The sequence below is a fragment of the Rhodococcus sp. JCM 9793 genome (genome assembly GCF_055380405.1).
In genome coordinates this window covers 631,807-654,673 of record NZ_AP043721.1, presented here as the reverse complement: position 1 = coordinate 654,673, position 22,867 = coordinate 631,807, and the positions used below count along the sequence as shown (strand labels likewise).

Below are 22,867 nucleotides of genomic sequence, written 5' to 3'. Positions count from 1 at the left end.
CTCAACGTCGGAGGAGAACGTCCAGCAGTTCGGGACCGGACCAAGTCCGCCGACCGCCGCGCTCGGCGTCGCGGATCAGCTCGACGAGCCGGTCGTTCACGGGTGTCACAACGCCGTACTCACGACCGAGCCGCACCACTTCACCGTTGATCCAGTCGACCTCGGTGACGCGCCCGGCCTCGAGGTCCTCCCACATCGACGACCTGGCGAGAGGATCTATCGCGAGCATCGACGACGCAACGTTGCGAAACACGATGTCCGGCACCGTCAACAGACGTGGGATCCACTCCGGCGGCAGCGGCGTCAGACGCGCCGCGGTGCGTCCCGCCCGTTGCCCGACAGCGAGGGCTTCACGTTGGGCCGCGGCGACGCACCGACGATAGGCACGTTGCGACAGTTCCGTCTTCAGCGGTAGCCCCGACAGTGCGTTGATCGGGTTGTTGAGGTTGAGCAGCAGCTTCGCCCACAGCACCGCATCCATATCGGACCGTCGGGTCAACGGCAGTCCGGCCGCGTCGAACTGCGGCAGATACGGCGCGAGCAGTGCACTGTCCTCCACCTCGATCCCACCCTCGGATCCCTGATGGAACCACCCCTCGCCCTGCGCCGCCACATTGAACGGCACCATTCCCGTCAGTACCGGCCGGTCGATCTTCTCGCGCAGCACCGCCGCATTGGACAACCCGTTCTGCAGACTGACGACGACCGCGTCGTCGCGCAGCAGCGGAGCCAGGGTCGCGGCCACGTCCGGGGTGGCGGACGACTTCACGGTCACCAGCACCAGCGATGCGTCGGCGACCGCGTCCGGGTCGGTCCGGTAGTCGACGGCCCCGACCCGCACGTCGGCGCCGTCCAGGTCGGAGACGCGAAGTCCGTGCTCACGCACCTCGTCGGCGATCCGTTGCCGGCCCACGAACACGACGTCGGTACCCGCACCGGCCAACCGGCCGCCGACATAACAGCCGATGCTGCCTGCCCCGTACACGACGATCCTGGGCATCTACGACAATCCCTTCTCAGAACGACGGGTTGGGGCGGACGAACCTCTCGTCGATGTCGGCGACCGACCGCGCACCTGTGAGAGCCATCGTGAGGTCGAACTCGGCGATCACGTTGCGGATGACCTCCTCGACACCCCGCTGCCCCGCGACCGCCAACCCGTACATGTACGGGCGGCCCAGCAGCACCGCGTCCGCGCCGAGCGCGAGTGCGACGAATACGTCGGCGCCACTGCGGATTCCGCTGTCCATCAACAGGGTCGTCTCTCTGCCGATCGCAGAGCGGATCTCGAGGAGCGCATCGAGCGACGCGATCGAGCCGTCGATCTGCCGTCCCCCATGGTTCGACACCACCACCGCGTCGACCCCGAGATCGACGGCGCGACGCGCATCGTCGGGATGGAGGATGCCCTTGAGCACGATCGGCAACCTCGTGCGATCGCGGAGCGTCGCCAGATGCTCCCAGCTCAGACCCGGATTGGAGTAGATGTCGAGGAACGTCTCCGCCGCTGCGCGCGGCACGGGGGAGCGGAGGTTGTCGAGGAACTTGCCCGGATAGTTGCGTGTCATCGACATCAGCGTGCGGATCGCACCGGGCGTGACGTCGGGTCGCTCTGTGACCATTCCGCGTGCCGCATCGATCCGCTGCCGGACGATGTCGCGGAAACGCGGATCCGAGGTGTACTGGGCGATGCCCTCGCCCCGCGCGAACGGCAACGATCCGAGGTTCAGGTCCTGCGGGCGCCACCCCAGCGACGTCGTGTCCAAGGTGACGACGACGGCTTCGGCACCGCACGACTCGGCGCGATGCAGCAGGCTGTCGACGAGTTCTTCGTCGGAACTCCAGTAGAGCTGGAACCAGCGGGAAGCCGAGCCCATCGCAGCGGCGCAGTCCTCCATCGGGTTGCAGCCCTGGTTGGAGAAGATGTACGGCACGCCCGTCACGGCAGATGCCCGTGCGATCGCCAGATCGCTGTCGGTAGCCATCAACGCGCCCGCACCCACCGGCGCCAACAGCAACGGCGACGACAGCGAGGTATTCACCACGGTCGTGCTCAGGTCGCGTTCGGTGACGCCGTGCGCCATGCGCGGAACGATCACCCACCGGTCGAACGCGCGCCGGTTGTTGACCATCGTGCGACCGTCACCGGCACCACCCGCGACATACGCCCACGCCCGCTTCGAACTTGCGCTGCGCGCGGCCCGTTCGAGGGCTCCGAATGCCGTCGGCACTGCAGGCCGTCGCCCCGATGCACCGTCGCGGTAGACCACACCCTGGCGGTCACGGCCCGGGCCTGCCGTCGCGGGAGCAGCGGTTTCGGTCACGAGGTCCCCTATCTCGAGCACGGTGGTGCACCGATCCTTCCCCACAACGGCGGTTGAGGGAACAGCTGCGCTGGTCCGATTTCGGAAGACAACCGTTGGGCCGCGCAATAACGTTTCCTTACATGAGCAACGATCCGAAGGTCATCCGCAGCCGTCATGTCGGTCAGGTCATCGCACGTCCGCCGGCGGAGGTGTACGAATTCGCGGCGAATCCCGACAACCTGCCCAGATGGGCGTCCGGCTTGGCCCAGAGTCACGTCGAACGCGACGGCGACACCCTCGTGGTGGACTCGCCCATGGGCCGGGTCACGGTGCAGTTCACCGAGCACAACGACCTGGGCGTACTCGACCACGACGTCACATTGCCGTCGGGCACGACGGTGAACAACCCGGTGCGTGTACTTGCGCACCCGAACGGCTCCGAGGTGCTGTTCACCGTGCGTCAGATCGACCTGTCGGACGAAGAATTCGATCGGGACACCACGACGGTCGCGGCGGATCTCGAACGCCTCCGCGACCTCTTGGAATCGTAGGAGCAGCGGCTGTTCAGGACAGCATGCCCTCGATGAGGTCGGCGGCACACGAGGTGCCGCCTTCGGCCAGGGCGTCGGCTCGCAACTGTGCAGAACGGTTGCGGACCGCTACGCCGTCGAGCAACTCTGTCAGCGCGGCACGCAAATTCTCTGCCGTGGCATCCTCCGTATCGATGCGGCGGGCCACTCCCAGCTCCACGAGACGGTCGGCATTCATGAACTGCTCGGCGGCCTGCGGCACGGCGATCATCGGCACGCCCGCCAGCAGTCCTTCACCGCAGCCACCCATGCCGGCGTGAGTGATGAAGGCGTCTGTCTGCTCCAGAACGGCCCGCTGCGGGACCCAGGAGTGCACCTCGACGTTGGGTGGGATGTCTCCGAGTTCCCGCGGATCGGTGTACTTGCCGATCTGGAGTACGACGTGCCAGCCGGGCAGGTCGCCGAAAGCCGCAAGGCACTGCCGGTAGAACTCCGGTTGCCGCGTGTACGCGGAGCCGAGCGAGATCAGCAGCACATTGTCCGCGGCGACGGGGCGAGTCCAGGCAGCAGACTCTCCGCGCAGCTCGAAGCAGGGGCCCACGAAGGTCACCGTGTCGGTGTCGACCCTGTCGGACTGCGGTTGCATCGCCCGCGTGATCAACGCAAGAGCATGGGCGGGACGGTTGGGGAAGATATCCACGTCGGTAGTGGTTGCCCCGCACTCCGCCAGCCATCGCGAGAACTTCGTCCTGTATGCGTCGGCACCCGGCAGTTCCCACAACTGCGCCGCGACCTCCTGGTCGTATCCCTCCCAGGAGACGAACGTCGGCGACAGCTGCATCAGGGGTCTGCCCTGCGATTCGGCGAGGGCACGCGCAGCGTAGGCGCCGATGTCGTACAGGTACAGGTCCGCCGGATCGTCGTCGTAGGCAGCACGCAATTGGGGGAGCGTCCGGATCGCATCGTCGAGGAACAGGGTCATCGCTGCTATGGGATCGTCGGGCCAATCATTTTCGGCCACCGGCAATTCGGAGGACACGGGGACGAGTTCGGCGCCGGTGCTCTCGATCAGCTCGGCCACTGCCGGGTCGTTGGCGTATGTCACCCGGTGGCCACGGGCAACCAATTCGCGGATGATCTCGAGACTCGGCAGGACGTGGCTGACGGCGGGGACACCGACCATCGCGATATGTGCGCGACGAACGGACATGTAGTACCACTCATTTCGGGTCTGCGGAGCATGGACATCGAGCGGGGAATGCGTACGTTGGCGTCAGCTGTAGATCCGAAGTAATTCCATGGCCGCGACCGTAACCCGCTATGTCCGCTCGCGCATCCGATTTTATCGGCGATCAGAGGCCGTGTATACGCTCACTCTGGTCCCGGTCCCGACTGTGAGGAGTGCCCGTGCGGTTTGCCCTGGATGCACTGATGGTCGACGTTCCGGCCGAGCAGGTGGACGAAGCCCGGAGGTTCTATGCATCGAGGCCCGCCGGACGCGGCCCCGCCGGCGCCGAGGAGTTGACGGCCGTCCGGGCAGCGATACCCGTTCCACCCGCAGCCGAGCCGCCGGCGGTCGAGGACACGGTCGACGGCCGCGTCCCCATCCGGATCACGCTCCCCGCCGACAGCCGGATTCGCGGTGTCTACCTGAACATCCACGGCGGCGGTTTCTACATGGGTTCGGCCGCCGGCGACGACGTCCGCAACCGCGACCTCGCAGACCGTCTCGGCGTGGCCGTCGTCGGCGTCGGCTACCGACTGTCACCCGAATGCCCGTGGCCCGCCGCACCCGACGACTGCGAAGCCGTCGCGGCATGGCTGGTCGAGAATGCGGCGTCCCACTTCGGATCGTCCCGCTTGATCATCGGGGGCCGTTCGGCGGGCGCGTCGCTCGCCCTCACCACGTTGCTCCGACTGCAGGACAAGGGAATTGCCGACGGGTTTGCGGGTGCGGCATTACAGTTCGGTACCTACGACATGAGCGCGCAGACCCCCGCCGGGCGCCTGATCGCCGACGAGTATTTCCTCCGCGCCTACGTCGGTCACGTCGCCGACCGCACCGACCCGGACATCTCCCCGATCTACGCCGACCTGCACGGCCTACCGCCGGTGTTGCTGGTCGTCGGGGCCCACGACGTGCTGTTGGAAGACAACCTCGCAATGGCCGGTCGACTGTCCGCAGCCGACAACGACGTCGAGCTCCGGATCTATCCCGAGTCGCCACACGGGTTCACGGGCCACCCGACCGCACTTGCCCGGACCGCGCGCTGCGGTATCGATGCGTGGATGCTCGAACGACTCGGAATCAACGATGCGGAGCGGCTGACTCCCTCGTAATCCCATGACGCGGAGTCTGATACTGACGCGGAGTCTGATACGTTGCCGATGTCAGGACGTGGCCTGGAACGCCGTCGCCAACGCGGCACGCGCCTTCTCGAGCCCCGGGGAGACGAGCCCGATCGCGGCCAATTCGGTTTCGACGTTGGTCATCTCGACATCCGGAAGCCCGCATGCGACGGCCTGATGCCACGGCTGCATGTCGCCTTCGACGTTGAGCGCGAACCCATGGGTGGTGATGCCGCGGCCGGACCGCATCCCGATGGACACGATTTTCCGTCCGGTCTTCTTCGTCCACACCCCCGTGAGCAGGTCGGCGCCCCGCGGGGTGTCGCGCCGCTCGGCGGGAACTCCCAACGCGTCGAGCGCGTCGACAAGGCGGTGTTCGACCTCACGGACGTAGTCCACGACGCCCTCACCTGCACGAAGCTCGACGACGAGATAACCCACGATCTGGCCCGGCCCGTGATAGGTCAGCTGGCCACCACGACGCGTTTCCTTCACAGGGATGCCGACGTCCAGCGGGAGATGCTCGGGCTTCGTCCGGGCGCCGACCGTGAAGATCGACGGGTGGCTGAGCAACCAGAGTGTGTCGGGTCGCTGCGACTCGCGGCGCTCCTCGTACATCTCCTGCATTCGCGCCATCGCTGCGTCGTAGTCGACCGGGTCGTCGTCGACCACGAGACGAAGCGGACGATCGACCAACCCGTGCGTGCTCACATCGATTCACTTTAGCGACCGGATCGTGCACCTGAACATCGCCGTCCACGTTCACCCACTTCCAGACGAGATGGTGGGGAAGAAGTCAGAGGCGGAAAAGCCCGAAGTCCTTGTCGCGCTTACGGGGCGACCACGCCAGCACGTAGTCGTTGTCGTTGCCCGGTTCACGCGTGGCGATGACATGGTAGGGCGTGAGAGAGAACGCCCGGGCGAAGCTTCGCACCACCTTGACCCCGAGATCGGTGTCCACCACCTTGCAGAAGAGGTTCATGACGGTTCCGTCGAGGTCGTATCCGGCAGGAGGTTTCCCGCCGAGATCATTGCCGTCGTAGTGCCCCACCCCGCGCCATCCGAGGTGCTCGTCGAGAGCGTCCTGCCCCTGCTCGAAGAGTCGCTGGTCGTCGGGGTGCGAGAGATCGGCGGTGAACGTCCAGCATTGGAGGACCAGCCAGCCGTGGTCGTCGTCGGGCACGGGGAAGTAACCGTCTGCTGCGCTCTCCTCGGTGAAATTGTGGAGGAACTCGGTCGCTGTGGGTTTGTCCGGCCATGTCCGACTACGTGTCGAGTGGAAACGCGTCCTTCCCTTGGTGCCCACGGCACCCATGTGGGTCCGCACTCCACTTTTCTCGCTCCACGCCTCGCGGTAGTGCAATACACCGTCGGCGTCGCGGCGATAGGTCTTGATCATGGCCATACCATCGAGTATCGCCGACGCCGGCGGTCCTCAGCCGATGCGGCGCTGTTCGAGACGCCTGTCCAGGCCGTCGACGATCAGATCCAATTCGAACTCGAACTGCTCGACTGCTCGGGACTGCGCTTCACGGCTCAATGCGAACCCGTGAAGTAGCGGAAGATCTTCCGGCGATCCGGCTTCCACCGTTCGCACGACATCGTCCACCTGCGGATCGGCGGCTCCCGACGCCGCGGCAATGTCCTCGCGCGCCGCCGCGTGCGCGATCACGGCGAGGAGCGTGATCACGCGCCCCGCCTCTTCGGCGTCGAACCCTGCGCGCACCAGGCGTTCCATGATCCGCTCCACTGTTGTGAGAGCGCCGAGGTCGGTCATTCCGTCGAACCGGATGTAGACGATGAGGACGCCCGCCGCCGTCAGCGCCTCTTTCATCGCTCGAGCGCAGGACCGGAGCACTTGGCGCCAGTCCTGGCTTTCCGGTGTGTCGACGCCGCGGATCGCGGATTCGAAGACATCCAGCGCTACCAGCTCGAGCAGGCCCTGCCGGTCGCTGACGTAGTAGTTGAGGGCCTTCCGGTCGACACCCAGTTCGTCTGCCACGGCCTGCATCGTGAGCGTGTCGGGGGGCAGCGATCGTGCCGCGGCGACGATCCGGTCGCGGCTGATCTTGCTGGGCCGGCCGCGGCGGCGTCGCGCACCCGCGCCGCGGACCATCTCCTCGCTGCTCACTCGGCAAGCCTACGATCTCCGGCTTCGACGCAAGGTGGCCCTCCTGTCCCGACGCCGTCCCGAGTCCGTGACCTGCGGGTCTGTTGTATCGATGAGAATTCGCGAATGATTCTTCCCATGCGGGAATTAATACCGTATTCTCGCAATCGGATATCCGGTTACCGCACGGCACAGCCCCGCCGTTCGCCCAGGCCGTGCTTGAAGATCCCGTGTGCGACGACGCCGTGGCACACCCCGAAGAGGAGGCAGACTTGACCGGCTTCGACGAGATCGATTTCTTCACCGACGCATCCCTGGTGGAAGATCCCTACCCGTACTTCGAGCACCTGCGATCGAAGTGCCCAGTCACCCATATGCCCCACCACGGGGTGGTCGCGGTGACCGGCTACGAAGAAGCCGTCGAGGTGTACCGCAACCACGAGGTGTATTCGTCCGCCAACGCGTTCCTCGGACCGTTCCCTCCACTGCCGTTCACCCCCGAGGGCGACGACATCACCGCTCAACTCGCCGCGCACCGCGACCAACTGCCGTTGAACGAGCACATGGTCACGATGGATCCGCCGGAACACACAGCCCAGCGGGCCCTCCTCAAACGACTCCTGACGCCGAAGCGGCTCAAGGAGAACGAAGAGTTCATGTGGCGTCTCGCCGACAAGCAGATCGACACCTTCTTCGAGAGCGGCCGCATGGAACTGCTCAACGACTACGCGAAACCGTTCGCGCTGATCGTCGTCGCAGATCTGCTCGGTGTTCCGGAAGAAGACCACGATCAGTTCCGCGACAAGCTGCTCACCGCGACCGCCCGCACTCTCGACGAGAACGAGGAACTCCAGGTCAATCCGCTCGAGTGGCTCGACGCCCAGTTCAGCGGCTACATCGAGGACCGCCGCAAGAACCCCCGCGCCGACGTCCTGACCGACCTCGCGACCGCCACCTTCCCCGACGGCACCCTGCCCGAGGTCATCGATGTGGTGCGATTGGCGACCTTCCTGTTCGCCGCAGGCCAGGAAACGACTGCCCGACTGCTCAGTTCGTCCATCCAGGTCCTCGCCGAGCGACCCGACATCCAGAAGCAACTGCGCGACGACCGCGATCTCATTCCAGCGTTCATCGAGGAAACCCTCCGTATAGAGAGCCCGGTGAAGACCGACTTCCGGCTGGTGTTGAAGAACACCACGCTGCGCGGAATGGACCTCCCCGCGGGCACTCCGGTGGCGATTCTGCCCGGCGCGATCAACCGCGACCCGGACCGCTTCGAATGCCCTGCGGAATTCCGCGTCGACCGTGAAAACCTGCGTGAACACATCGCTTTCGGCCGCGGTGTGCACTCCTGCCCGGGAGGTCCGTTGGCGCGTGTCGAAGCGAAGGTCAGCATCGAGCGGTTCCTGGACCGCATGGGCGACATCAAACTCGACGACGCGGAACACGGCCCCGAATCCGATCGGAAGTTCACCTGGGAACCCACCTACCTCCTGCGCGGGTTGAACAATCTGCACCTGCAGTACGACCCCATCGGCTGATCACCGAACACGTAGGAATGTCCGGCGCAGCAGCTCTCGGGGGCTGCGCCGGGCTCGACACCAGCCCCTTGGAGAGCAGATGAAGGTCACACTGGATACGGATCTCTGTGAAGCACACGGCCTGTGCGAAGCGAGTGCCCCGGAGTTGTTTCAGCTCGGCGACGAGGACATCGTGACGATCCTCGAGGACAACCCCGCACCGGAACTGCAGGACGCTGCGCGCAGGGCGGCGGGAAGTTGTCCACGGATCGCCATCCAGATCTCGGAAGACTGACGCCGCGTCCCTTGCTCACATCCTGATGTGGCGGACGCCGACTGCCGCTCGCCGCAACTGATGGCGGACGAGCGGCAGTCGGTCGTGGGTGAGATCCAGGCCCGCACGCGCCGCGATGTCTTCGACAACCTCGTCGATCGCGCGGCCATCGGTGTCGACGTGTTCAGCGAATCGTTCCGTGGCAAGCGCAGTGACGCAGCGCGGGATCTGTTGCATGGCCCAGGTCTCCTCCCGTCCGACTGCACGACCGAGCCAGTAACCGGTGCGGGTCTGTAGTCGGCGGCGGAGGGTCTCGGGTGATGCGACGAGGGAGAAGTGCCGGATGTCGATGTTCTCGGCAGCCAGGCCCGCCATGACCTCGTCGAAATAGTCCGGTTCCACCAACGTCATGGGCACGATGACCGGGCCGTCGTGGGCAGCGACGTGTGAACTCTCCTCCGGTACCACGGGTTCCCGTTGCCTCACGACCGACGGAAACCCGCGCAAGCGGAGGAAAGTTCAGCCTCGCGCCATGTCCACGAATCGCGACAGGTGCAACTGGTGCGCAACCGTGATGGTGGCAGTGGGGCCGTTACGGTGCTTACCCACGATCAAGTCGGCCTCGCCGCCACGCGGGTCGTCGCGCTCGAAGGCATCGGGACGGTGCAGCAGGATCACCATGTCGGCGTCCTGCTCGAGGCTGTTGTGCACCGAGATGCCGTCGGCCACGAAATTGTGTGTGCCCGGGACGGTTCCGTCGAACACGTCCTGCTCACCGAGGCTCGTGACGGAGACGATGTCGTCCCAGTACACGTTGTTCGTGGCGACCATGTCGATGTCGGCGTCGTCGAGCACTCCGGCCACCTTGGCCAGGTTGGAACGCGAAGCCGCTGCACCGACGAGCTCGCTCGGCGTGAACCGCTCGACCGCAAGGAGCCTTCCGAGCGACGCCTCGAGTTCGGGGGTGACACCGTCGGCGCTACGCCGCGTCAGCTTTGGCCCGAGCTGCGTCAGCACCCACTGCGCTGCCGTGCCGTGGGCGCCGACGTCGTGCAGGAACACCGCTTGCCCGTCCGGGTCGGTCACGCGCAGGTCGTAGCCCGACGCGGTTTCGGTGATCTGCGAGAACACACCGATCCGCAGTAACAGAACGGCCAGATCGTCGACGAAACGCCGTTCGGCCGTCGAGTACCGGATCATCGCCTGTTCTGCGTCCATGTCCCAGGCGAGGACGCCGCTGTCTTCCCACACGTGGCAGAGCAGCGCAGCGACCTGATCCTTCGGCAACGCGAACACACGCGACGGCACCGCGGCATCGGCGACGGCGTGGAGGGCGAGTTCGACGATCTCGTCTTCGGAGGAAGTGACCATGTCGGTCGGGGCGGGCAGAGCACGCGGCACCGCGACACGCCCGCCGACCATCAACTCGCCGAGAGGCATCCACCCGTCGACGGTGAGGAACGGATGGTTCGCCGTCGCTTCCACCCGACGTCCGGATGCGAGCTGCAGCCGGAACACTTCCTTACGGCCGCTGGGGAAGACCTTCGTCATCGGCCGCGCGACCATGCGCATCCGCTCGTCCAGCGACCACACGAGCGGCTGCTCACCGGTCTCGAGAAGCTCCCCGAGAGTGACCTCCGCGCCGGTATCCGCGCGCAGGATCCGGGTGGATGCAGGGAGGCAACCCGACTCACGAAGGTCGGACACCTGCGGCTTCTTGTCGGTTCGCTGCTCGGGACCACGGTTGAGCTGACAGACCGCGATGACGGGAACTTCGAGTTCCTTCGCGAGAAGCTTGAGGCTTCGCGAGAACTCGGAGACTTCCTGCTGCCGCGACTCGACCTTCTTGCCGGATGTCATGAGCTGCAGGTAGTCGATGACGATCAGTTTGATGTCATGTTTCTGCTTGAGTCGCCGCGCTTTTGCGCGGATCTCCATCATGGTCAGGTTCGGTGAGTCGTCGATGTACAGCGGTGCTTCGCTGATCTCGCTCATGCGACGCGCGAGCCGGGTCCAGTCGTCGTCGGTCATGCGACCGGACCGCATGTCGCCGAGCTTGATCTTCGCTTCCGCGGAGAGCAGTCGCATGACGATCTCCGTGCGTCCCATTTCCAGGGAGAAGATGACGGAGCCCATGCCGTGCTTGATCGAGCACGACCGCATGAAGTCCATGCTGAGCGTCGAATTGTGGGTGGGCACCATCGCGCGACCGGCAAGGTACATGTGCTCGCCGTCGACCTCGACGCAGCGCACCGGCACCGACTTCGCCGGTCGCACCGCAACGATGCGCCGCTCGGCCGTCACGGGGGCTCGGCACTCCTTGTGCAGAAGGGCCTTGCTGGGGAGGACGAAGACGTCGTCGTCGGTCTCGAACGCCACCTCGCCCCCGTCGACGGTGTAGGTGTGGCCCAGGCCGGCGATCAGTTCGGAGACATCCCCGACGAGGCGTGCACAGTCCGAGGTGAATCGGATGGTGCCGTTGCCGTCGATGGTGCCTCCGGCGTCCAGGAGCCCGGCCAGCAGATCGCGGCGCTGTTCCTCCGACGCCCGCAGATATTCGGCGGGAATGTGCGCACCGAACGCCATCATTGCCTCGGTGCACCCGCCTTCACCTTCGACGCGCATGTGGACGTGCGGATCGGACGACGGGCCACCGAGCCATGCACCGAGCGTGAACGGCGGGACGGGCAGGTCGGCGGCGGGTGTCCGGAGGGGAGCGGTGTTGGCGACGGCGTGATCGTCGTCGAGAGTGGCGGCGAGCTCGACGGTGGTGCGGACAGCGCCGTCGGAGGTGCGCCACTGGTGCTGGGCATCGGCGACGAGCACCGTGCCGTCGGAGAACACGACGTCGAAGCACGGGCGGTCGTGCATGATCTCGGTGGCCGCGACGACACGGGTCGGTGCGCCGTGGGCGTCGAGCAGTTCGTCGCCGACGGTGACCTCACCCATGGTGATCCACCCGGTGGGAGTGGGCAGGGGAGTGTCGAGCGCGAGTGCCTTGCCGACACCGGGGCGTGCGGCGATGATGATCATCTGCCCGGCGTGCAGGCCGTTGGTGAGTTCGTCGAGCTCGGCGAACCCGGTGGGAACGCCGACCGAGATGCCGCCGCGGCTGGCGATGGAGTCGATCTCGTCCATCGTGGGTTGCAGCAGCTCTTCGAGGGCAACGAAATCCTCGCTGGTGCGGCGTTCGGAGACATCGAAGATCTCGGCCTGGGCCCGATCGACGACCTCGGCGACGTCCTGCCCCTCGGAGCCCGCATACCCGTACTGGACGATGCGTGTGCCCGCCTCGACGAGGCGGCGCAGGATGGCCTTCTCGGAGACGATCTCGGCGTAGTAACCGGCGTTCGCGGCGGTGGGGACCGTCTGGGTGAGCGTGACGAGGTAGGCGGGTCCACCGATGCGCTTGAGTTCGCCCTTACGATCGAGTTCGGCCGACACCGTGACGGGGTCGGCGGGCTCACCTCGGCTGTAGAGGTCGAGGATCGAGTCGTAGACGAACTGGTGCGCGGGCTTGTAGAAGTCGCCCGGATGAAGCACTTCGAGGACGTCGGCGATGGCGTCCTTGCTCAGCAGCATGCCGCCGAGCACGGACTGCTCCGCGACATAGTCGTGGGGAGGCTGACGCCCGAAATCGGTCTCGGGCTCGTCGGGCGGTCCGGAGTACTCGGAGTGGCCTCGATCGTCCACAACTGCCACCGCGATACCACCCTTCCGAATCCCGAACCGAGCACGGTCATGCCCGGCCGACGGACTTTCCGTGAACAGCTCCGGTCCTGCGGCCCGGATCCACAATCCACGTTCTACCCGTCCCCACCGACATGCCGGCATATACCGGCACATACAGGGAGTCGTGTGCACGACGTTAGGGACAGGAATGCTCCTCACCAAATCGGGTTGTGCACACATCTGTGGATGAACTGTGGAAACCCGTGGACCAGGTTGTGCACCCTCTGTGGACAACCTGGGGAGAACGCATGTCACATCGCGCCTAACCCCAGCTCAGGGCGGACAAATTGCTCTTCACAGCTGTGGAGCAAAAGAATTTCGGCGTGTCACGGTCACATCGACAGCCGGGCGTGTCCATCGTTTCGTTCCAGAAACGATATGTTGTGGATCACAGAGCGGGTGAATCCCACAGGCTTCATCCACAGGTTGTACACATACGGCGAGGAGCCCCGCGCGATATGCGCGGGGCTCCTCGAAAACCGGGATCAGGCAGCGACGACGTTCAGCGTGAACTTCGCGGTGACATCCGGATGCAGCTTCACAACGACCTCATGCTTGCCGGTCGCCTTGATGTGCGCCTTGGGCAGCACGACAATGCGCTTGTCGACAACCGGGCCACCGGAAGCCTTGAGCGCGCCTGCAACGTCGGCAGCGGTGACCGAGCCGAACAGCTTGCCCGAGTCGGCAGCGGTCTTGACTGCCAGCGAGACGCTGTCGAGGCCCTCGATGGCGGCCTTGAGCTCCTGTGCGTGCTCGAGGCCGCGCACTGCACGGGCCTCCTGTGCACGGCGGATGCCCGCAACCTGCTTCTCGGCGCCACGGGTGGCGGCAATCGCCAGTCCGCGGGGCAGCAGGTAGTTGCGGCCGTAACCGTCCTTGACCTCAACGGTGTCGCCAGGCGCACCGAGGTTGTCCACGTCGGCGGTGAGGATGAGCTTCATCGTGTTTCCCCTTTCCTTAGCGAGTCGTCGAGACGTAAGGAAGCAGAGCCACCTCACGGGAGTTCTTCACAGCAACAGCGATGTCACGCTGGTGCTGCACGCAGTTGCCGGTGACGCGGCGAGCGCGGATCTTGCCGCGATCGCTGACGTACTTACGCAGCAGCGTGGTGTCCTTGTAGTTGATCTGCACATTCTTTTCCTTGCAGAAGGCGCAGACCTTCTTCTTCAAAACCTTCTCGCGCGCGGGCGACTTAGGCATGGTCTGTCTCCGTACTTAGATGTTCCGATCGAAGGTCGGATCAGAACGGGGGCTCGTCGTCCCCGCCGCCGCCGAAGGAACCACCCGCAGGAGCGTTGCTCCACGGGTCGTCCCCGCCGACATTGGCGTTGGCGTTGGAACTGGGGCGCCCACCGCCCGATCCACCGGAGGAACCACCGAAGCCGCCTCCGCCACCGCCACGACTGGCCTTGGTGACCTTGGCCGTGGCGTAACGGAGCGAGGGGCCGATCTCGTCGACCTCGAGCTCCACGACAGTGCGCTTCTCGCCTTCACGCGTTTCATAGCTGCGCTGCTTCAGCCGGCCCTGCACGATCACGCGGGATCCTCGAGTCAAGCTCTCGGCCACGTTCTCGGCTGCCTCACGCCAAATGTTGCAGCGCATGAAGAGAGCCTCGCCGTCTTTCCATTCATTGGACTGACGGTCGAACATCCGGGGCGTGGACGCGACGGTGAAGTTCGCGACCGCGGCACCCGACGGGGTGAAACGCAGTTCTGGATCGGCGGTCAGATTGCCGACCACGGTGATGACGGTGTCGCCTGCCATGTGGTTCCTCCTGCAGTGTGTGGAGTCCTGATGCGCCAGAGCCTACGGCCAAGCGCCGACAGGCTCACTTTCCGAGGCGCAGAACCTTGGTGCGAAGCACCGATTCGTTCAAGCCGAGCTGGCGATCCAGCTCTGCAACCGCAGCGGGTGTCGCGCTGATGTCGACGACCGCGTAGATGCCTTCGGCATTCTTGGCGATCTCGAATGCGAGACGACGCTTACCCCACACGTCGACCTTGTCGACCTTGCCGCCTTCTTGGCGGATCACGTTGAGGAACGTATCCAGCGAGGGAGCGACGGTGCGCTCATCCAGGCTGGGGTCCAGGATGATCATCAATTCGTAATGACGCATAAGACCTCATCACCTCCTATGGACTGTGAACGGTCACGGACGATCCGTGACAGGAGGGTCGTTGCGTCAGCAACCCAAGAAGGGTACATGACTGCGGCCTGACCAGCGAAACTGACTTAGGGTGAGGACATGCGCACGAGCCGATTCCTTCCCGCGCTCGTCGCGGTCGCCACGTGTGCGCTGTTGCTGGTGCTCGGCTACCTCAACAAGGCCCGCTGCGCAGGCCCCCCCTTCGATCTCTTCGGCCGCTCGATGCAGTTCGACGAGGTCAAGGACGCAACCGTCTGCTATTCCGACATCCAGCAACTGTGGCTCGGGCGCGGGATCAACCTCCACCAGTTCCCGTTCGTGGACGGCGGCATCACCGCGGGCGGCAACCTCACGGGCGGCACCGTCGAGTACCCCGTGCTCGGCGGCGTCCTCATGTGGGTGGGGGCATTGTTCGCGGAGACCGACGCCGATTTCCTGCTGTATTCCGCACTGCTGCTCGCGCCGTTCGGGTTGCTCACCGCGTGGATTCTCGGACGGACCGCCGGGTGGGATGCACTGTGGTGGTCGGCCACCCCACCGCTGGTGCTGTACGCGTTCTTGAACTGGGACCTTCCCGTGGTCGCGGTGGCCGTCCTTGCCATCGCGATCGTGGGCACGCAGCGGTGGTCACTACGTACCCGCGGGATGGTCGCCGCGGCTCTGTTCGCCATCGGGTTCTGTCTCAAGCTCTATCCCGGACTGTTCGTCCTGCCGCTCATCGCCTATGTCTTCACAGGCGGCACAGCTCACCGCGCGAACGGCACGGTCGGCGCGCAACGTGATGTTCGTGGTGCCCTCGCCGTCGCGGGCACCGCTGTGGCGACCGTCGTCGTGGTGAATCTTCCGTTCGCGATTCTCGGTTTCGAGGGGTGGCGCGCGTCGTTCACGTTCCAGCAGAACCGCGAGGCGGACGCGACCAGCAACTCGATCTGGTACTGGGGACTGCGTCCACTGATGGGTCACTATCAGGGACACGACGTCACCTCCGAGTACAACGACGCGGTCGCGGTCGCATCGCCGGTGCTGATGCTCGCGGCGATCGCGGTCGCGATGTGGCTCGGGTGGCGCCGGTATCTCCGCGACGGCGTCTACCCGTGGCTCCCAGTGGCCTCCGCGATGCTGTGCGGTTTCCTGCTGCTCCACAAGGTGCATTCCCCGCAGTACACGCTGTGGCTTCTGCCCCTGTTCGTGCTGCTGCGCATCCCGTGGCAACTCATCGCAACGTATCTTCTCGTCGACCTGTCGATGGGCATCGGTGTCTTCCTCTGGTTCGACTCGACCGCCGGCAACATCGACCCCGCACTGCCGCTCACGCTCGTCCACATCGGAGTATGGGGGCGCGCACTACTGTTGATCGTGTTGTTCTTCGTCTTCCTCAACTCGTCCGAGCGCACTCGATCCCAGCAGGAGACCGGGGGCCACGCCGTCCACCGAACACGACCCGAGGAGCGCACCGGCGTATGAATGCGTATCAGCAGTTCCCGCAATCCGGACCGGGCGGATATCCGCCCCCGGGCGCCTACAACACGCCTTTCCATCCTTACGGCCGGCCACCGGAGAACAACCTCGTCTGGGGAATCGTCGCAACCGTGGTGTTCTGCATGCCGATCGGTATCGTGTCGCTGATCAAGGCGACACGGGTCAACACTCTGTGGGCCCAGGGACGTTTCGACGACGCACACAGAGCCGCACGCTCAGCGAAGACCTGGGCGATCTGGTCGGCGGTGATCTGGGTTGTCGGGCTGATCGCGCTCGTCGTGGCCTATGTCGCGTTCTGGGCCGCTGTGGTGGCCACGACGCACTGAGGACCTCATGGAACGCACGCTTGCACGCCTGAAAGCTCCCGCCGCAGCCGCGGTAGGTGCGGTGTGCGCGTGCGCATTCGTGGCATGGGCCGACCCGACCACCCCGGGAGGGATCATCCCGCCGTGCCCCACCTACACGCTATTCGGGATCCTCTGCCCCGGGTGCGGTGCGTCAAGGATGTTGTATTCACTTGTGCACCTGGATATTCCATCGGCACTGCAGTTCAATGCACTGGGCGTCGTCGCGACGGTAGGACTACTCGCTCTGTTCGGGGTGTGGACCGTGAGCCGTGTGCGCGACACACCGATGCCCCGCTGGGAGCGATATCGGTGGGCTCCACACATCACGCTCGCGGTGATCGCAATGTGGTTCGTAGCGCGCAACATTCCGGTCGCGCCGTTCACCGCACTACGGATCTGAACGGCCCGCCCATCGATCACCCGATCAGGCAGATCGCTCGATTCATGCCGCGCGGAACGACTTCAGCGCTGCGTGCTGCTCGGCGCGTACCCGCCGGGGGCTGATGCCCAATGCGATCGCAGTGAGCTCGAGATCCAGGCCGACGATCGTGCGCAGAATCAGAATTTCCCGCTGGGTGCGGGTCCCGGCACTGCCCCCGGGGTGAGCGAACCGGGAGTCTGCGGTATCGGCAGCGGTCGCATAGGCAAGGCGCGCGAACGGCTGTTGGGTACCAGCTGCCGACGACACCTCGGCGAGGATCGCGTGGCACACCTCGAGGGCGAGACGATCGGCCTCGGTGAACGAGACGCCGGTGTCGCGGGCGCGCGCACGGCAGTACGCGGAGACCTGGGGATACAGCTGTCGCAGAAGGGCGGGCATCGCCGCCGCGTCGCCTGCCGCCACCGACCAGGCGAGCTCACACATCGTGAAGTGTCCGAGTATCCCGCCGCCGCGCACCGTCGTCATGTCCCCTCCCTCCGGATACAAGCCTAGGTCGACGTCGGCGACTCCGCTGTTCTCCGATCGAACGAAACCGAATCGAAAGAAACCGGGCGGGACGACTTCGGCGCTGCGCGCTGGTGCGCCGGTGTCAACCATCCCGGTAACCACCATGGGTGCGCATCGGGTGCCTGGTCCAGAACACCACCGACCGGGTCGTCGATGAATCCGTACCGGACGGGATCGTCGACCGGATGCCGGATCTGCCACAACACCACTGCACACAACGCCAGGACCGCGATGTCACGGATCACCACCGTCACGGTGAACCACTGCTCCGGCACGCCCTTGTTGTCGGGACCGAGGTAATAGAACATGCGCGGAACCCACACGAGCGCATCGACCGTCATCCAGGCGAGCAGCACCCTGCGGTGCGGTATCGCGAGCACCGCCAGCGGGACCAACCACAGTGAATACTGCGGGCTCCACACCTTGTTGGTGAACAGGAATGCCGCCACGAGCAGGAAACACAGCTGGGCCAGTCGCGGACGCCGCGGTGCGGTCAGCGCAAGCCATCCGATCGCGACGCATGCGATCGCGAACAACAGCAGCGACACGATGTTCAGGGTCGATGGTGACCAATCGGGCCATCCGACGAACGACCGCACCACGTTGTAGATCGAATCGGGGTCGGCACCGCGATCGGAATTCAAGCGGAAGAACTCGTACCACCCCTGCGGATACAGCAGCAAGATCGGAAGATTCACCGCGAGCCACGCGCCTGCTGCGGCACCGAGCGTCCGTAAGAAGGCGCGCATCTTGCCGGTGCGCAGACACAACACCAGCAGGGGGCCGAGCAGCAGCAGCGGATACAACTTCGTCGCGGCACCGATCCCCAGCAACACGCCTGCAAGCACAGGACGACGTCGGGCCCACGCGAGCAGGCCGCCCGCAGCGAAGGCCGTGGCCAGGGCGTCGAAGTTCGTGAAGGCGTGGACCATCACGAGCGGCGAGGCTGCGACGAGCGCGGCATCCCACACTCGCCGGCCCGCGGACATGGCAGTGGCCCACACTGTCGCGAGCCACGCGAACGCAAGCCCCAATGCGACGACGTTGAAGTAGATCGCCACCTGGAGCCCACCGGGCAACCACGACACGGAGTCCCAGGCCTTCGCGACACGCATCGATACGTACTGGTAGAGCCCCGAAACAACGGGGTACTCCATGTACCGGGTCTGCATCTGCCCGTCCGCGCCCGGTTCCTCCCACGACGTCGCGTACGGAAATGCGCCCTCGTTGAGTCGCTCCGCGCCGTAGAGCGGAACGACGTCGGAATAGCACATCGCCACGTACTGGCGGTTGTTGCTCCAGTCCAACCCGAGTCCACCGTCGGGACCGAGCGGCGCCTGCTGGATGCACGCGGCCTTCCCGAACCAGCCCAACGCCAAGAACACCACCGCGAGCAACAGCATGGCCCGCAGCGGCGTGAAGAAACGGGTGCGTCCCAGCAGGGCGTGCCGACCGACCGGACCCCCGACGAGTGCAGAAAGGCGCGACACCATCGGGTCGGTTCGACCCGGGGTGTCGCGCCAGTCCACGGAACGACGATCGTCGGCGAGAGGCTCCGGAGAGACCTGTCCCCTGAGCGCAGCCTCCTCGTTGACGGTCACGCCGAGAGGCTACTCGGCGGGCTGGTTGAACTGGGGGACCCGATTCGTTGTGGTGGGAACCGACGGCACGGTGGGATCGCTGCCGTCCGAATCCTCGCTCTCGGTCTCCTCCTCTTCCGAGGTCGAATCGTTGTTCGACAGTCCACGAGGCGGAGTCGTGGTGGCCGGTGCCTGCGCCACGCCCGGAATCGGGATCGTCACGCCCGGGAAGATCTCCACGTTCTGCGTCGTGATGTCGGTGATGTCGGGGATCTCCGGCAACGACGGAATCGTTCGCGAGGTCGACGGCCTGTCGCTGGTCTGCGGTGCCGTCGTCTTCGCCGACCAGCTCGGCACACCGGACTCACCGGCGATCGTGCCCGGCTTGGGGAAGGACTCGACATCGGTGCCCTCGAGAGCCCCGTCCATCGTGTCCTTCCAGATGTCCGACGGCAGGCCGGATCCGTAGATCATGCCGCCCCAGCTGTTCTCGAGCGGCAGGCCCTGCTCAGTGCCGACCCACACCGCGGTGGCCAGCGACGGGGTGTACCCGACCATCCATGCGTCCTTGTTCGATCCGGTGTCGCCGAGCTGTGCGGTTCCGGTCTTCGACGCGGACGGCCGGCCACCTGCAAGGGCATGCCCGTTCGAGTGAGCCGCGATCGGCATCATGGCCGAGGTGGTGTTGTCGGCCACGGCGTCGTCGATCACCTGTTCGCCGCTCGGCGAGCCGCGATCGAGGAGCACCTCGCCGTCGGAGGTGACGACCTTCTGCACGAAGTGCGGGTTGTAGTGCATGCCCGACGCGGCGAGCGTCGCATAGGCCGACGCCATGTCGAGGACCCGCGACTGGTACTGGCCGAGCACGATGCCGTAGTTCGGTCCCGCGCCGCCCGGCTCGGTGAGGGTCTCGCCGATGCCCGGCAGTTCCTTCGCGATACCGAGAGTGTGCGCCATGTCGGCGATGGCCTGCGGGCCGTTGTCCATGTCGAGCATCATCCGGTAGAAGCTCGTGTTCAGCGAGCGCTTGAGCGCCTCGGCGATGGTGCATTCACCGCACTGCTCGCCTTCGACGTTGCTGATCTCGATGCCGTTGACGGTGAGCGGTCCGCTGTCGTATGTCGTCGACAACGGCTTGCCCTGATCGAGGTTGGCGGCCAGCCCGAACACCTTGAACGACGAGCCTGTCTGCAGCCCCGCCTGCGCGAAGTCGTATCCGACGCCGCTGTCGCCACCGTAGTACGCACGCACCGCACCGCTGTTCGGGTCGACGGACACCACTGCGGTACGCAGGTTCTCGTCTTCTCCCTCGAGGTTCGACTGTGCGGCGTCGACCGCGGCGGCCTGCGCCGTCGTGTCGATCGTCGTGGTGATCTCGAGACCCGCGGTATTGAGGAGGTTCTCGTCGATGCCTTCCGCGGAGAGTTCTGCCAGCACCTGGTTCTTGATCAGGCCCTCCGGGCCCATCGTCTGGTCGCCGAAGTCGAGCTCGGCGATCGGGATGTACGCCGGGTACTGCTTCGTCGCACGGTCCTCTGCGTTGAGGGTTCCCGCGGACACCATGCCGTCGAGCACGTAGTTCCAGCGGGCCTCGGCGCCCTCGGGGTTCTGTTCCGGGTCGAGCAGCGACGGCAGCTGGATCGACGACGCGAGGACTGCGCCCTCCTCCACGGTCAGATCGCTGACCGGCTTACCGAAGTAGGCGTTCGAGGCCGCCGAGATGCCGTACGCGCCTCGACCGAAGTAGATGGTGTTGAGGTAGGCGGAGAGGATCTCGTCCTTCGGCCACTGGTTCGCCATCTTCACCGAGAGGACGAGTTCCTTGGCCTTACGCGTCAGACTCCGCTCGTCACCGACGAGTGCCTTCTTGACGTACTGCTGCGTGATCGTCGAGCCACCGCCCGCGCTGTCGCGCCCGAGGATGTTGTCGCGCGCGGCGCGCGCGAAGCCCGTGATCGAGAAGCCTGAGTTGCTGTAGAAATCACGGTCCTCAGCTGCGAGCACGGCGTTACGAACGTGCTCGGGGATCTGCTGCAGGTCCACCTCCTGGCGGTTACCTTCAGGCGGGATGATCTTGGTGATGACGCTCGATCCGTCGGCGTTGTAGATCGTCGACACCTGGTTGGTGACGAGTTCACCGGGACGCGGCACATCCTGCGCGACGTACGCGAGCATGAACGCGAGGACGGGAACGAGAATGCCCGCGGCGACCACCACGTAGCCGATACGCCGGATCATGCGCCATGGGATTCCCCGCTTCCGGCCACCACCGCCGGCTCCGCCACCGGGTCCACCCGTGGGAGGTGCCGTCGGCGGTCCGCCCGCGGGGGGACCACCGGCCGGACGAGACGCGGCAGCTGCCCGCGGCGGGGGCTGCCTGAGTGCCGCCTGTTCCTGGCTGTTCGGCGCACCGGACTGCATCCGGCGTGTGGGATCGGCTCCCGGCGCACGATCTGTGGGCGCACCGGGGAACATCTGCGGCGGACGCTGCTGCTGGGGAACCGGGCCCGTGCCGGGTCGCATCGGCTGTCCCGGCCCCTGCGGCGGCAGGCGCCGACCCTGCTGAGGCGGCGGTCCACCGCGGCCCGGCGGCGGCCCCTGTTGAGGGCCGGGCTGCCCCGGCCCCTGCTGCTGAGGGCCGGCCGGACGGGGCCCCGGCTGCCGCGGGGGGAGCCCGCCACGTCCGGGTGGCTGCTGCGGATGTCCCTGAGGCGGGAGCGGCGGCCGTGCACCTGGACCCGGAGGTTGCCCCGACCCCTGCTGACGCGGCGGAGGCGGCAGCGGACGCCCCGCGGCGGGTGCGCCATCCGGTGTCGGCCGCTGCGGCGGGACGCCGGCAGAGCCGTTCGGCTGGGGCGGAACCGCCCGGTTGTCCTCGGGTTCATTGTCGGTGGAACTCACGTACGTTTCTCCAAATGTCGGCGCGACGCGTTACGCCGCATCCTCGATTCCGTCCTCGGACAGGTAGTCGACGACTCGGTCGTTCGGTCTTGTGCAGCTGTGTACACCGTCGGGCACGTCGATGTCACGTCGTCCGGCGTCCGTTCACTCGCTCGCGGTGCGTCGACTCGCACCCGTCGATCGACGACGGGGCCGTTTCGGCGCGGGTTGCGCACCGAGAACGTACGACTGCACGAGGTGGTTCCAGCTGCAGGTTCGGCACACCTCGACCACGTGAACGGAGAATTCCTCCTGGCTGGATGCCAGGCGGGTCAGCTCTTCGGGAGTGCGCGCAGAGCCGGAAGCCTGTCCGAGCTTGTCGCCGAAAACCCACGAAACAATGGTCAGCTGCTCCCTGCGGCAGATGGGGCACACGACATCGCTGCCCCTGCCGTGGAACTTTGCGGCTCGCAGCAGGTAGGGGCTCGCATCGCAGACCTCGGTCACGCCGCGCCTCCCCGAGTAGACCTCGGCGAGCAGCGACCGTCGCTGCAACGCGTAGTCCACCACCTGCCGCTGAGTTTGCACGGGATCCAGAGTACGTGCGGCCCCAGTGCAAGTGGGCGCGGAGTGTGCTCGGTCGTGAACACGGCGCACCCATTCC

General features: G+C 65.8%; 23 protein-coding genes. 7 read left to right on the top strand and 16 right to left on the bottom strand.

Translation table 11 applies throughout. The annotated features are described in order from the left end of the window. Position 1: 1 nt before the first annotated feature. Positions 2-1,000, bottom strand: coding sequence for a 2-dehydropantoate 2-reductase (locus tag ACZ46K_RS05185; RefSeq protein WP_464747024.1), 999 nt, complete (start codon positions 998-1,000; stop codon positions 2-4). Between the two features lie 16 nt (positions 1,001-1,016). Then, a complete protein-coding gene (locus ACZ46K_RS05180; protein ID WP_054807696.1) occupies positions 1,017-2,324 on the bottom strand; it encodes an alpha-hydroxy-acid oxidizing protein in 1,308 nt (435 codons plus the stop codon). A 122-nt stretch (positions 2,325-2,446) separates the two neighbouring features. Between ACZ46K_RS05180 and ACZ46K_RS05175 the strand changes: the two genes are divergently transcribed. Next, positions 2,447-2,857, top strand: coding sequence for an SRPBCC family protein (locus tag ACZ46K_RS05175; RefSeq protein ID WP_464747023.1), 411 nt, complete (start codon positions 2,447-2,449; stop codon positions 2,855-2,857). A 13-nt stretch (positions 2,858-2,870) separates the two neighbouring features. On the opposite strand, the gene ACZ46K_RS05170 is transcribed toward ACZ46K_RS05175, so the two are convergent. Further along, complete coding sequence (locus tag ACZ46K_RS05170; RefSeq protein WP_464747021.1) at positions 2,871-4,046, bottom strand: macrolide family glycosyltransferase; 1,176 nt, start codon at positions 4,044-4,046, stop codon at positions 2,871-2,873. Between the two features lie 197 nt (positions 4,047-4,243). Between ACZ46K_RS05170 and ACZ46K_RS05165 the strand changes: the two genes are divergently transcribed. After that, positions 4,244-5,176 carry an alpha/beta hydrolase gene (locus ACZ46K_RS05165; RefSeq protein ID WP_464747019.1) on the top strand — a complete coding sequence of 311 codons (933 nt, stop codon included), beginning with the start codon at positions 4,244-4,246 and terminating at the stop codon, positions 5,174-5,176. 51 nt (positions 5,177-5,227) lie between these two features. Here the strand turns inward: ACZ46K_RS05165 and lipB are convergent, their stop codons facing one another. The 3 genes from lipB to ACZ46K_RS05150 form a co-directional block, all read right to left on the bottom strand. After that, entirely contained in the window at positions 5,228-5,896 is a 669-nt protein-coding gene (lipB, locus tag ACZ46K_RS05160) for a lipoyl(octanoyl) transferase LipB (RefSeq protein WP_464747017.1), read from the bottom strand. An 85-nt stretch (positions 5,897-5,981) separates the two neighbouring features. Further along, positions 5,982-6,590, bottom strand: a complete 609-nt coding sequence (locus ACZ46K_RS05155; RefSeq protein ID WP_054807828.1) for a hypothetical protein — start codon at positions 6,588-6,590, stop codon at positions 5,982-5,984. A 30-nt stretch (positions 6,591-6,620) separates the two neighbouring features. Then, positions 6,621-7,316, bottom strand: coding sequence for a TetR/AcrR family transcriptional regulator (locus ACZ46K_RS05150; RefSeq protein WP_464747015.1), 696 nt, complete (start codon positions 7,314-7,316; stop codon positions 6,621-6,623). A 251-nt stretch (positions 7,317-7,567) separates the two neighbouring features. Here ACZ46K_RS05150 and ACZ46K_RS05145 point away from each other — a divergent pair, with 251 nt between their 5' ends. Then, positions 7,568-8,836 carry a cytochrome P450 gene (locus tag ACZ46K_RS05145; RefSeq protein ID WP_054806392.1) on the top strand — a complete coding sequence of 423 codons (1,269 nt, stop codon included), beginning with the start codon at positions 7,568-7,570 and terminating at the stop codon, positions 8,834-8,836. Between the two features lie 79 nt (positions 8,837-8,915). Beyond that, positions 8,916-9,110: a ferredoxin gene (locus ACZ46K_RS05140; RefSeq protein ID WP_054806391.1), complete on the top strand. Its 195-nt coding sequence runs from the start codon at positions 8,916-8,918 to the stop codon at positions 9,108-9,110. 15 nt (positions 9,111-9,125) lie between these two features. On the opposite strand, the gene ACZ46K_RS05135 is transcribed toward ACZ46K_RS05140, so the two are convergent. From ACZ46K_RS05135 to rpsF, 6 genes are all read right to left on the bottom strand, one after another. Beyond that, positions 9,126-9,575, bottom strand: coding sequence for an AAA family ATPase (locus ACZ46K_RS05135; RefSeq protein ID WP_464747012.1), 450 nt, complete (start codon positions 9,573-9,575; stop codon positions 9,126-9,128). A 33-nt stretch (positions 9,576-9,608) separates the two neighbouring features. Further along, complete coding sequence (gene dnaB, locus ACZ46K_RS05130; RefSeq protein WP_464747010.1) at positions 9,609-12,791, bottom strand: replicative DNA helicase; 3,183 nt, start codon at positions 12,789-12,791, stop codon at positions 9,609-9,611. Positions 12,792-13,306: 515 nt separating this feature from the next. Next, positions 13,307-13,762 carry a 50S ribosomal protein L9 gene (gene rplI, locus ACZ46K_RS05125; RefSeq protein ID WP_054806389.1) on the bottom strand — a complete coding sequence of 152 codons (456 nt, stop codon included), beginning with the start codon at positions 13,760-13,762 and terminating at the stop codon, positions 13,307-13,309. 16 nt (positions 13,763-13,778) lie between these two features. Further along, positions 13,779-14,021, bottom strand: coding sequence for a 30S ribosomal protein S18 (gene rpsR, locus ACZ46K_RS05120; RefSeq protein ID WP_054806388.1), 243 nt, complete (start codon positions 14,019-14,021; stop codon positions 13,779-13,781). A gap of 40 nt (positions 14,022-14,061) precedes the next feature. Further along, positions 14,062-14,586 carry a single-stranded DNA-binding protein gene (locus ACZ46K_RS05115; protein ID WP_054806387.1) on the bottom strand — a complete coding sequence of 175 codons (525 nt, stop codon included), beginning with the start codon at positions 14,584-14,586 and terminating at the stop codon, positions 14,062-14,064. A 64-nt stretch (positions 14,587-14,650) separates the two neighbouring features. Further along, a complete protein-coding gene (rpsF, locus tag ACZ46K_RS05110; protein WP_054806386.1) occupies positions 14,651-14,938 on the bottom strand; it encodes a 30S ribosomal protein S6 in 288 nt (95 codons plus the stop codon). Between the two features lie 129 nt (positions 14,939-15,067). Between rpsF and ACZ46K_RS05105 the strand changes: the two genes are divergently transcribed. Genes ACZ46K_RS05105 through ACZ46K_RS05095 form a run of 3 tightly spaced genes read left to right on the top strand, consistent with a single transcriptional unit; the run spans position 15,068 to position 17,194 of the window. Beyond that, a complete protein-coding gene (locus ACZ46K_RS05105; protein WP_054810140.1) occupies positions 15,068-16,432 on the top strand; it encodes a glycosyltransferase 87 family protein in 1,365 nt (454 codons plus the stop codon). Next, on the top strand, positions 16,429-16,773 hold the full coding sequence (locus ACZ46K_RS05100; protein ID WP_464747008.1) for a CD225/dispanin family protein: 345 nt from the start codon (positions 16,429-16,431) through the stop codon (positions 16,771-16,773). The genes ACZ46K_RS05105 and ACZ46K_RS05100 overlap by 4 nt, the downstream gene beginning before the upstream one ends. 7 nt (positions 16,774-16,780) lie before the next feature. Next, a complete protein-coding gene (locus tag ACZ46K_RS05095; RefSeq protein ID WP_054806385.1) occupies positions 16,781-17,194 on the top strand; it encodes a DUF2752 domain-containing protein in 414 nt (137 codons plus the stop codon). Positions 17,195-17,236: 42 nt separating this feature from the next. Here the strand turns inward: ACZ46K_RS05095 and ACZ46K_RS05090 are convergent, their stop codons facing one another. The 4 genes from ACZ46K_RS05090 to ACZ46K_RS05075 all read right to left on the bottom strand — a co-directional run bounded on the left by ACZ46K_RS05090 (position 17,237) and on the right by ACZ46K_RS05075 (position 22,791). Next, positions 17,237-17,701 (bottom strand): RNA polymerase subunit sigma-24, encoded by a 465-nt coding sequence (locus ACZ46K_RS05090; RefSeq protein WP_464747006.1) that lies wholly within the window; start codon positions 17,699-17,701, stop codon positions 17,237-17,239. A 23-nt stretch (positions 17,702-17,724) separates the two neighbouring features. After that, on the bottom strand, positions 17,725-19,344 hold the full coding sequence (locus ACZ46K_RS05085) for a glycosyltransferase family 87 protein (protein ID WP_464747004.1): 1,620 nt from the start codon (positions 19,342-19,344) through the stop codon (positions 17,725-17,727). Positions 19,345-19,353: 9 nt separating this feature from the next. Next, positions 19,354-21,561 (bottom strand): transglycosylase domain-containing protein, encoded by a 2,208-nt coding sequence (locus ACZ46K_RS05080; protein ID WP_464749239.1) that lies wholly within the window; start codon positions 21,559-21,561, stop codon positions 19,354-19,356. Between the two features lie 807 nt (positions 21,562-22,368). Further along, positions 22,369-22,791: a DUF5318 domain-containing protein gene (locus ACZ46K_RS05075; RefSeq protein WP_464747002.1), complete on the bottom strand. Its 423-nt coding sequence runs from the start codon at positions 22,789-22,791 to the stop codon at positions 22,369-22,371. Positions 22,792-22,867: the final 76 nt, after the last annotated feature.

Coding starts and splice junctions, on each gene's coding strand:
- ACZ46K_RS05185 (WP_464747024.1), bottom strand. CDS start 1,000: ATGCCCAGGATCGTCGTGTACGGGGCAGGCAGCATCGGCTGTTATGTC.
- ACZ46K_RS05175 (WP_464747023.1), top strand. CDS start 2,447: ATGAGCAACGATCCGAAGGTCATCCGCAGCCGTCATGTCGGTCAGGTC.
- ACZ46K_RS05170 (WP_464747021.1), bottom strand. CDS start 4,046: ATGTCCGTTCGTCGCGCACATATCGCGATGGTCGGTGTCCCCGCCGTC.
- ACZ46K_RS05155 (WP_054807828.1), bottom strand. CDS start 6,590: ATGGCCATGATCAAGACCTATCGCCGCGACGCCGACGGTGTATTGCAC.
- ACZ46K_RS05140 (WP_054806391.1), top strand. CDS start 8,916: ATGAAGGTCACACTGGATACGGATCTCTGTGAAGCACACGGCCTGTGC.
- rplI (WP_054806389.1), bottom strand. CDS start 13,762: ATGAAGCTCATCCTCACCGCCGACGTGGACAACCTCGGTGCGCCTGGC.
- rpsR (WP_054806388.1), bottom strand. CDS start 14,021: ATGCCTAAGTCGCCCGCGCGCGAGAAGGTTTTGAAGAAGAAGGTCTGC.
- ACZ46K_RS05115 (WP_054806387.1), bottom strand. CDS start 14,586: ATGGCAGGCGACACCGTCATCACCGTGGTCGGCAATCTGACCGCCGAT.
- rpsF (WP_054806386.1), bottom strand. CDS start 14,938: ATGCGTCATTACGAATTGATGATCATCCTGGACCCCAGCCTGGATGAG.
- ACZ46K_RS05105 (WP_054810140.1), top strand. CDS start 15,068: ATGCGCACGAGCCGATTCCTTCCCGCGCTCGTCGCGGTCGCCACGTGT.
- ACZ46K_RS05100 (WP_464747008.1), top strand. CDS start 16,429: ATGAATGCGTATCAGCAGTTCCCGCAATCCGGACCGGGCGGATATCCG.
- ACZ46K_RS05095 (WP_054806385.1), top strand. CDS start 16,781: ATGGAACGCACGCTTGCACGCCTGAAAGCTCCCGCCGCAGCCGCGGTA.
- ACZ46K_RS05090 (WP_464747006.1), bottom strand. CDS start 17,701: ATGACGACGGTGCGCGGCGGCGGGATACTCGGACACTTCACGATGTGT.
- ACZ46K_RS05080 (WP_464749239.1), bottom strand. CDS start 21,561: ATGATCCGGCGTATCGGCTACGTGGTGGTCGCCGCGGGCATTCTCGTT.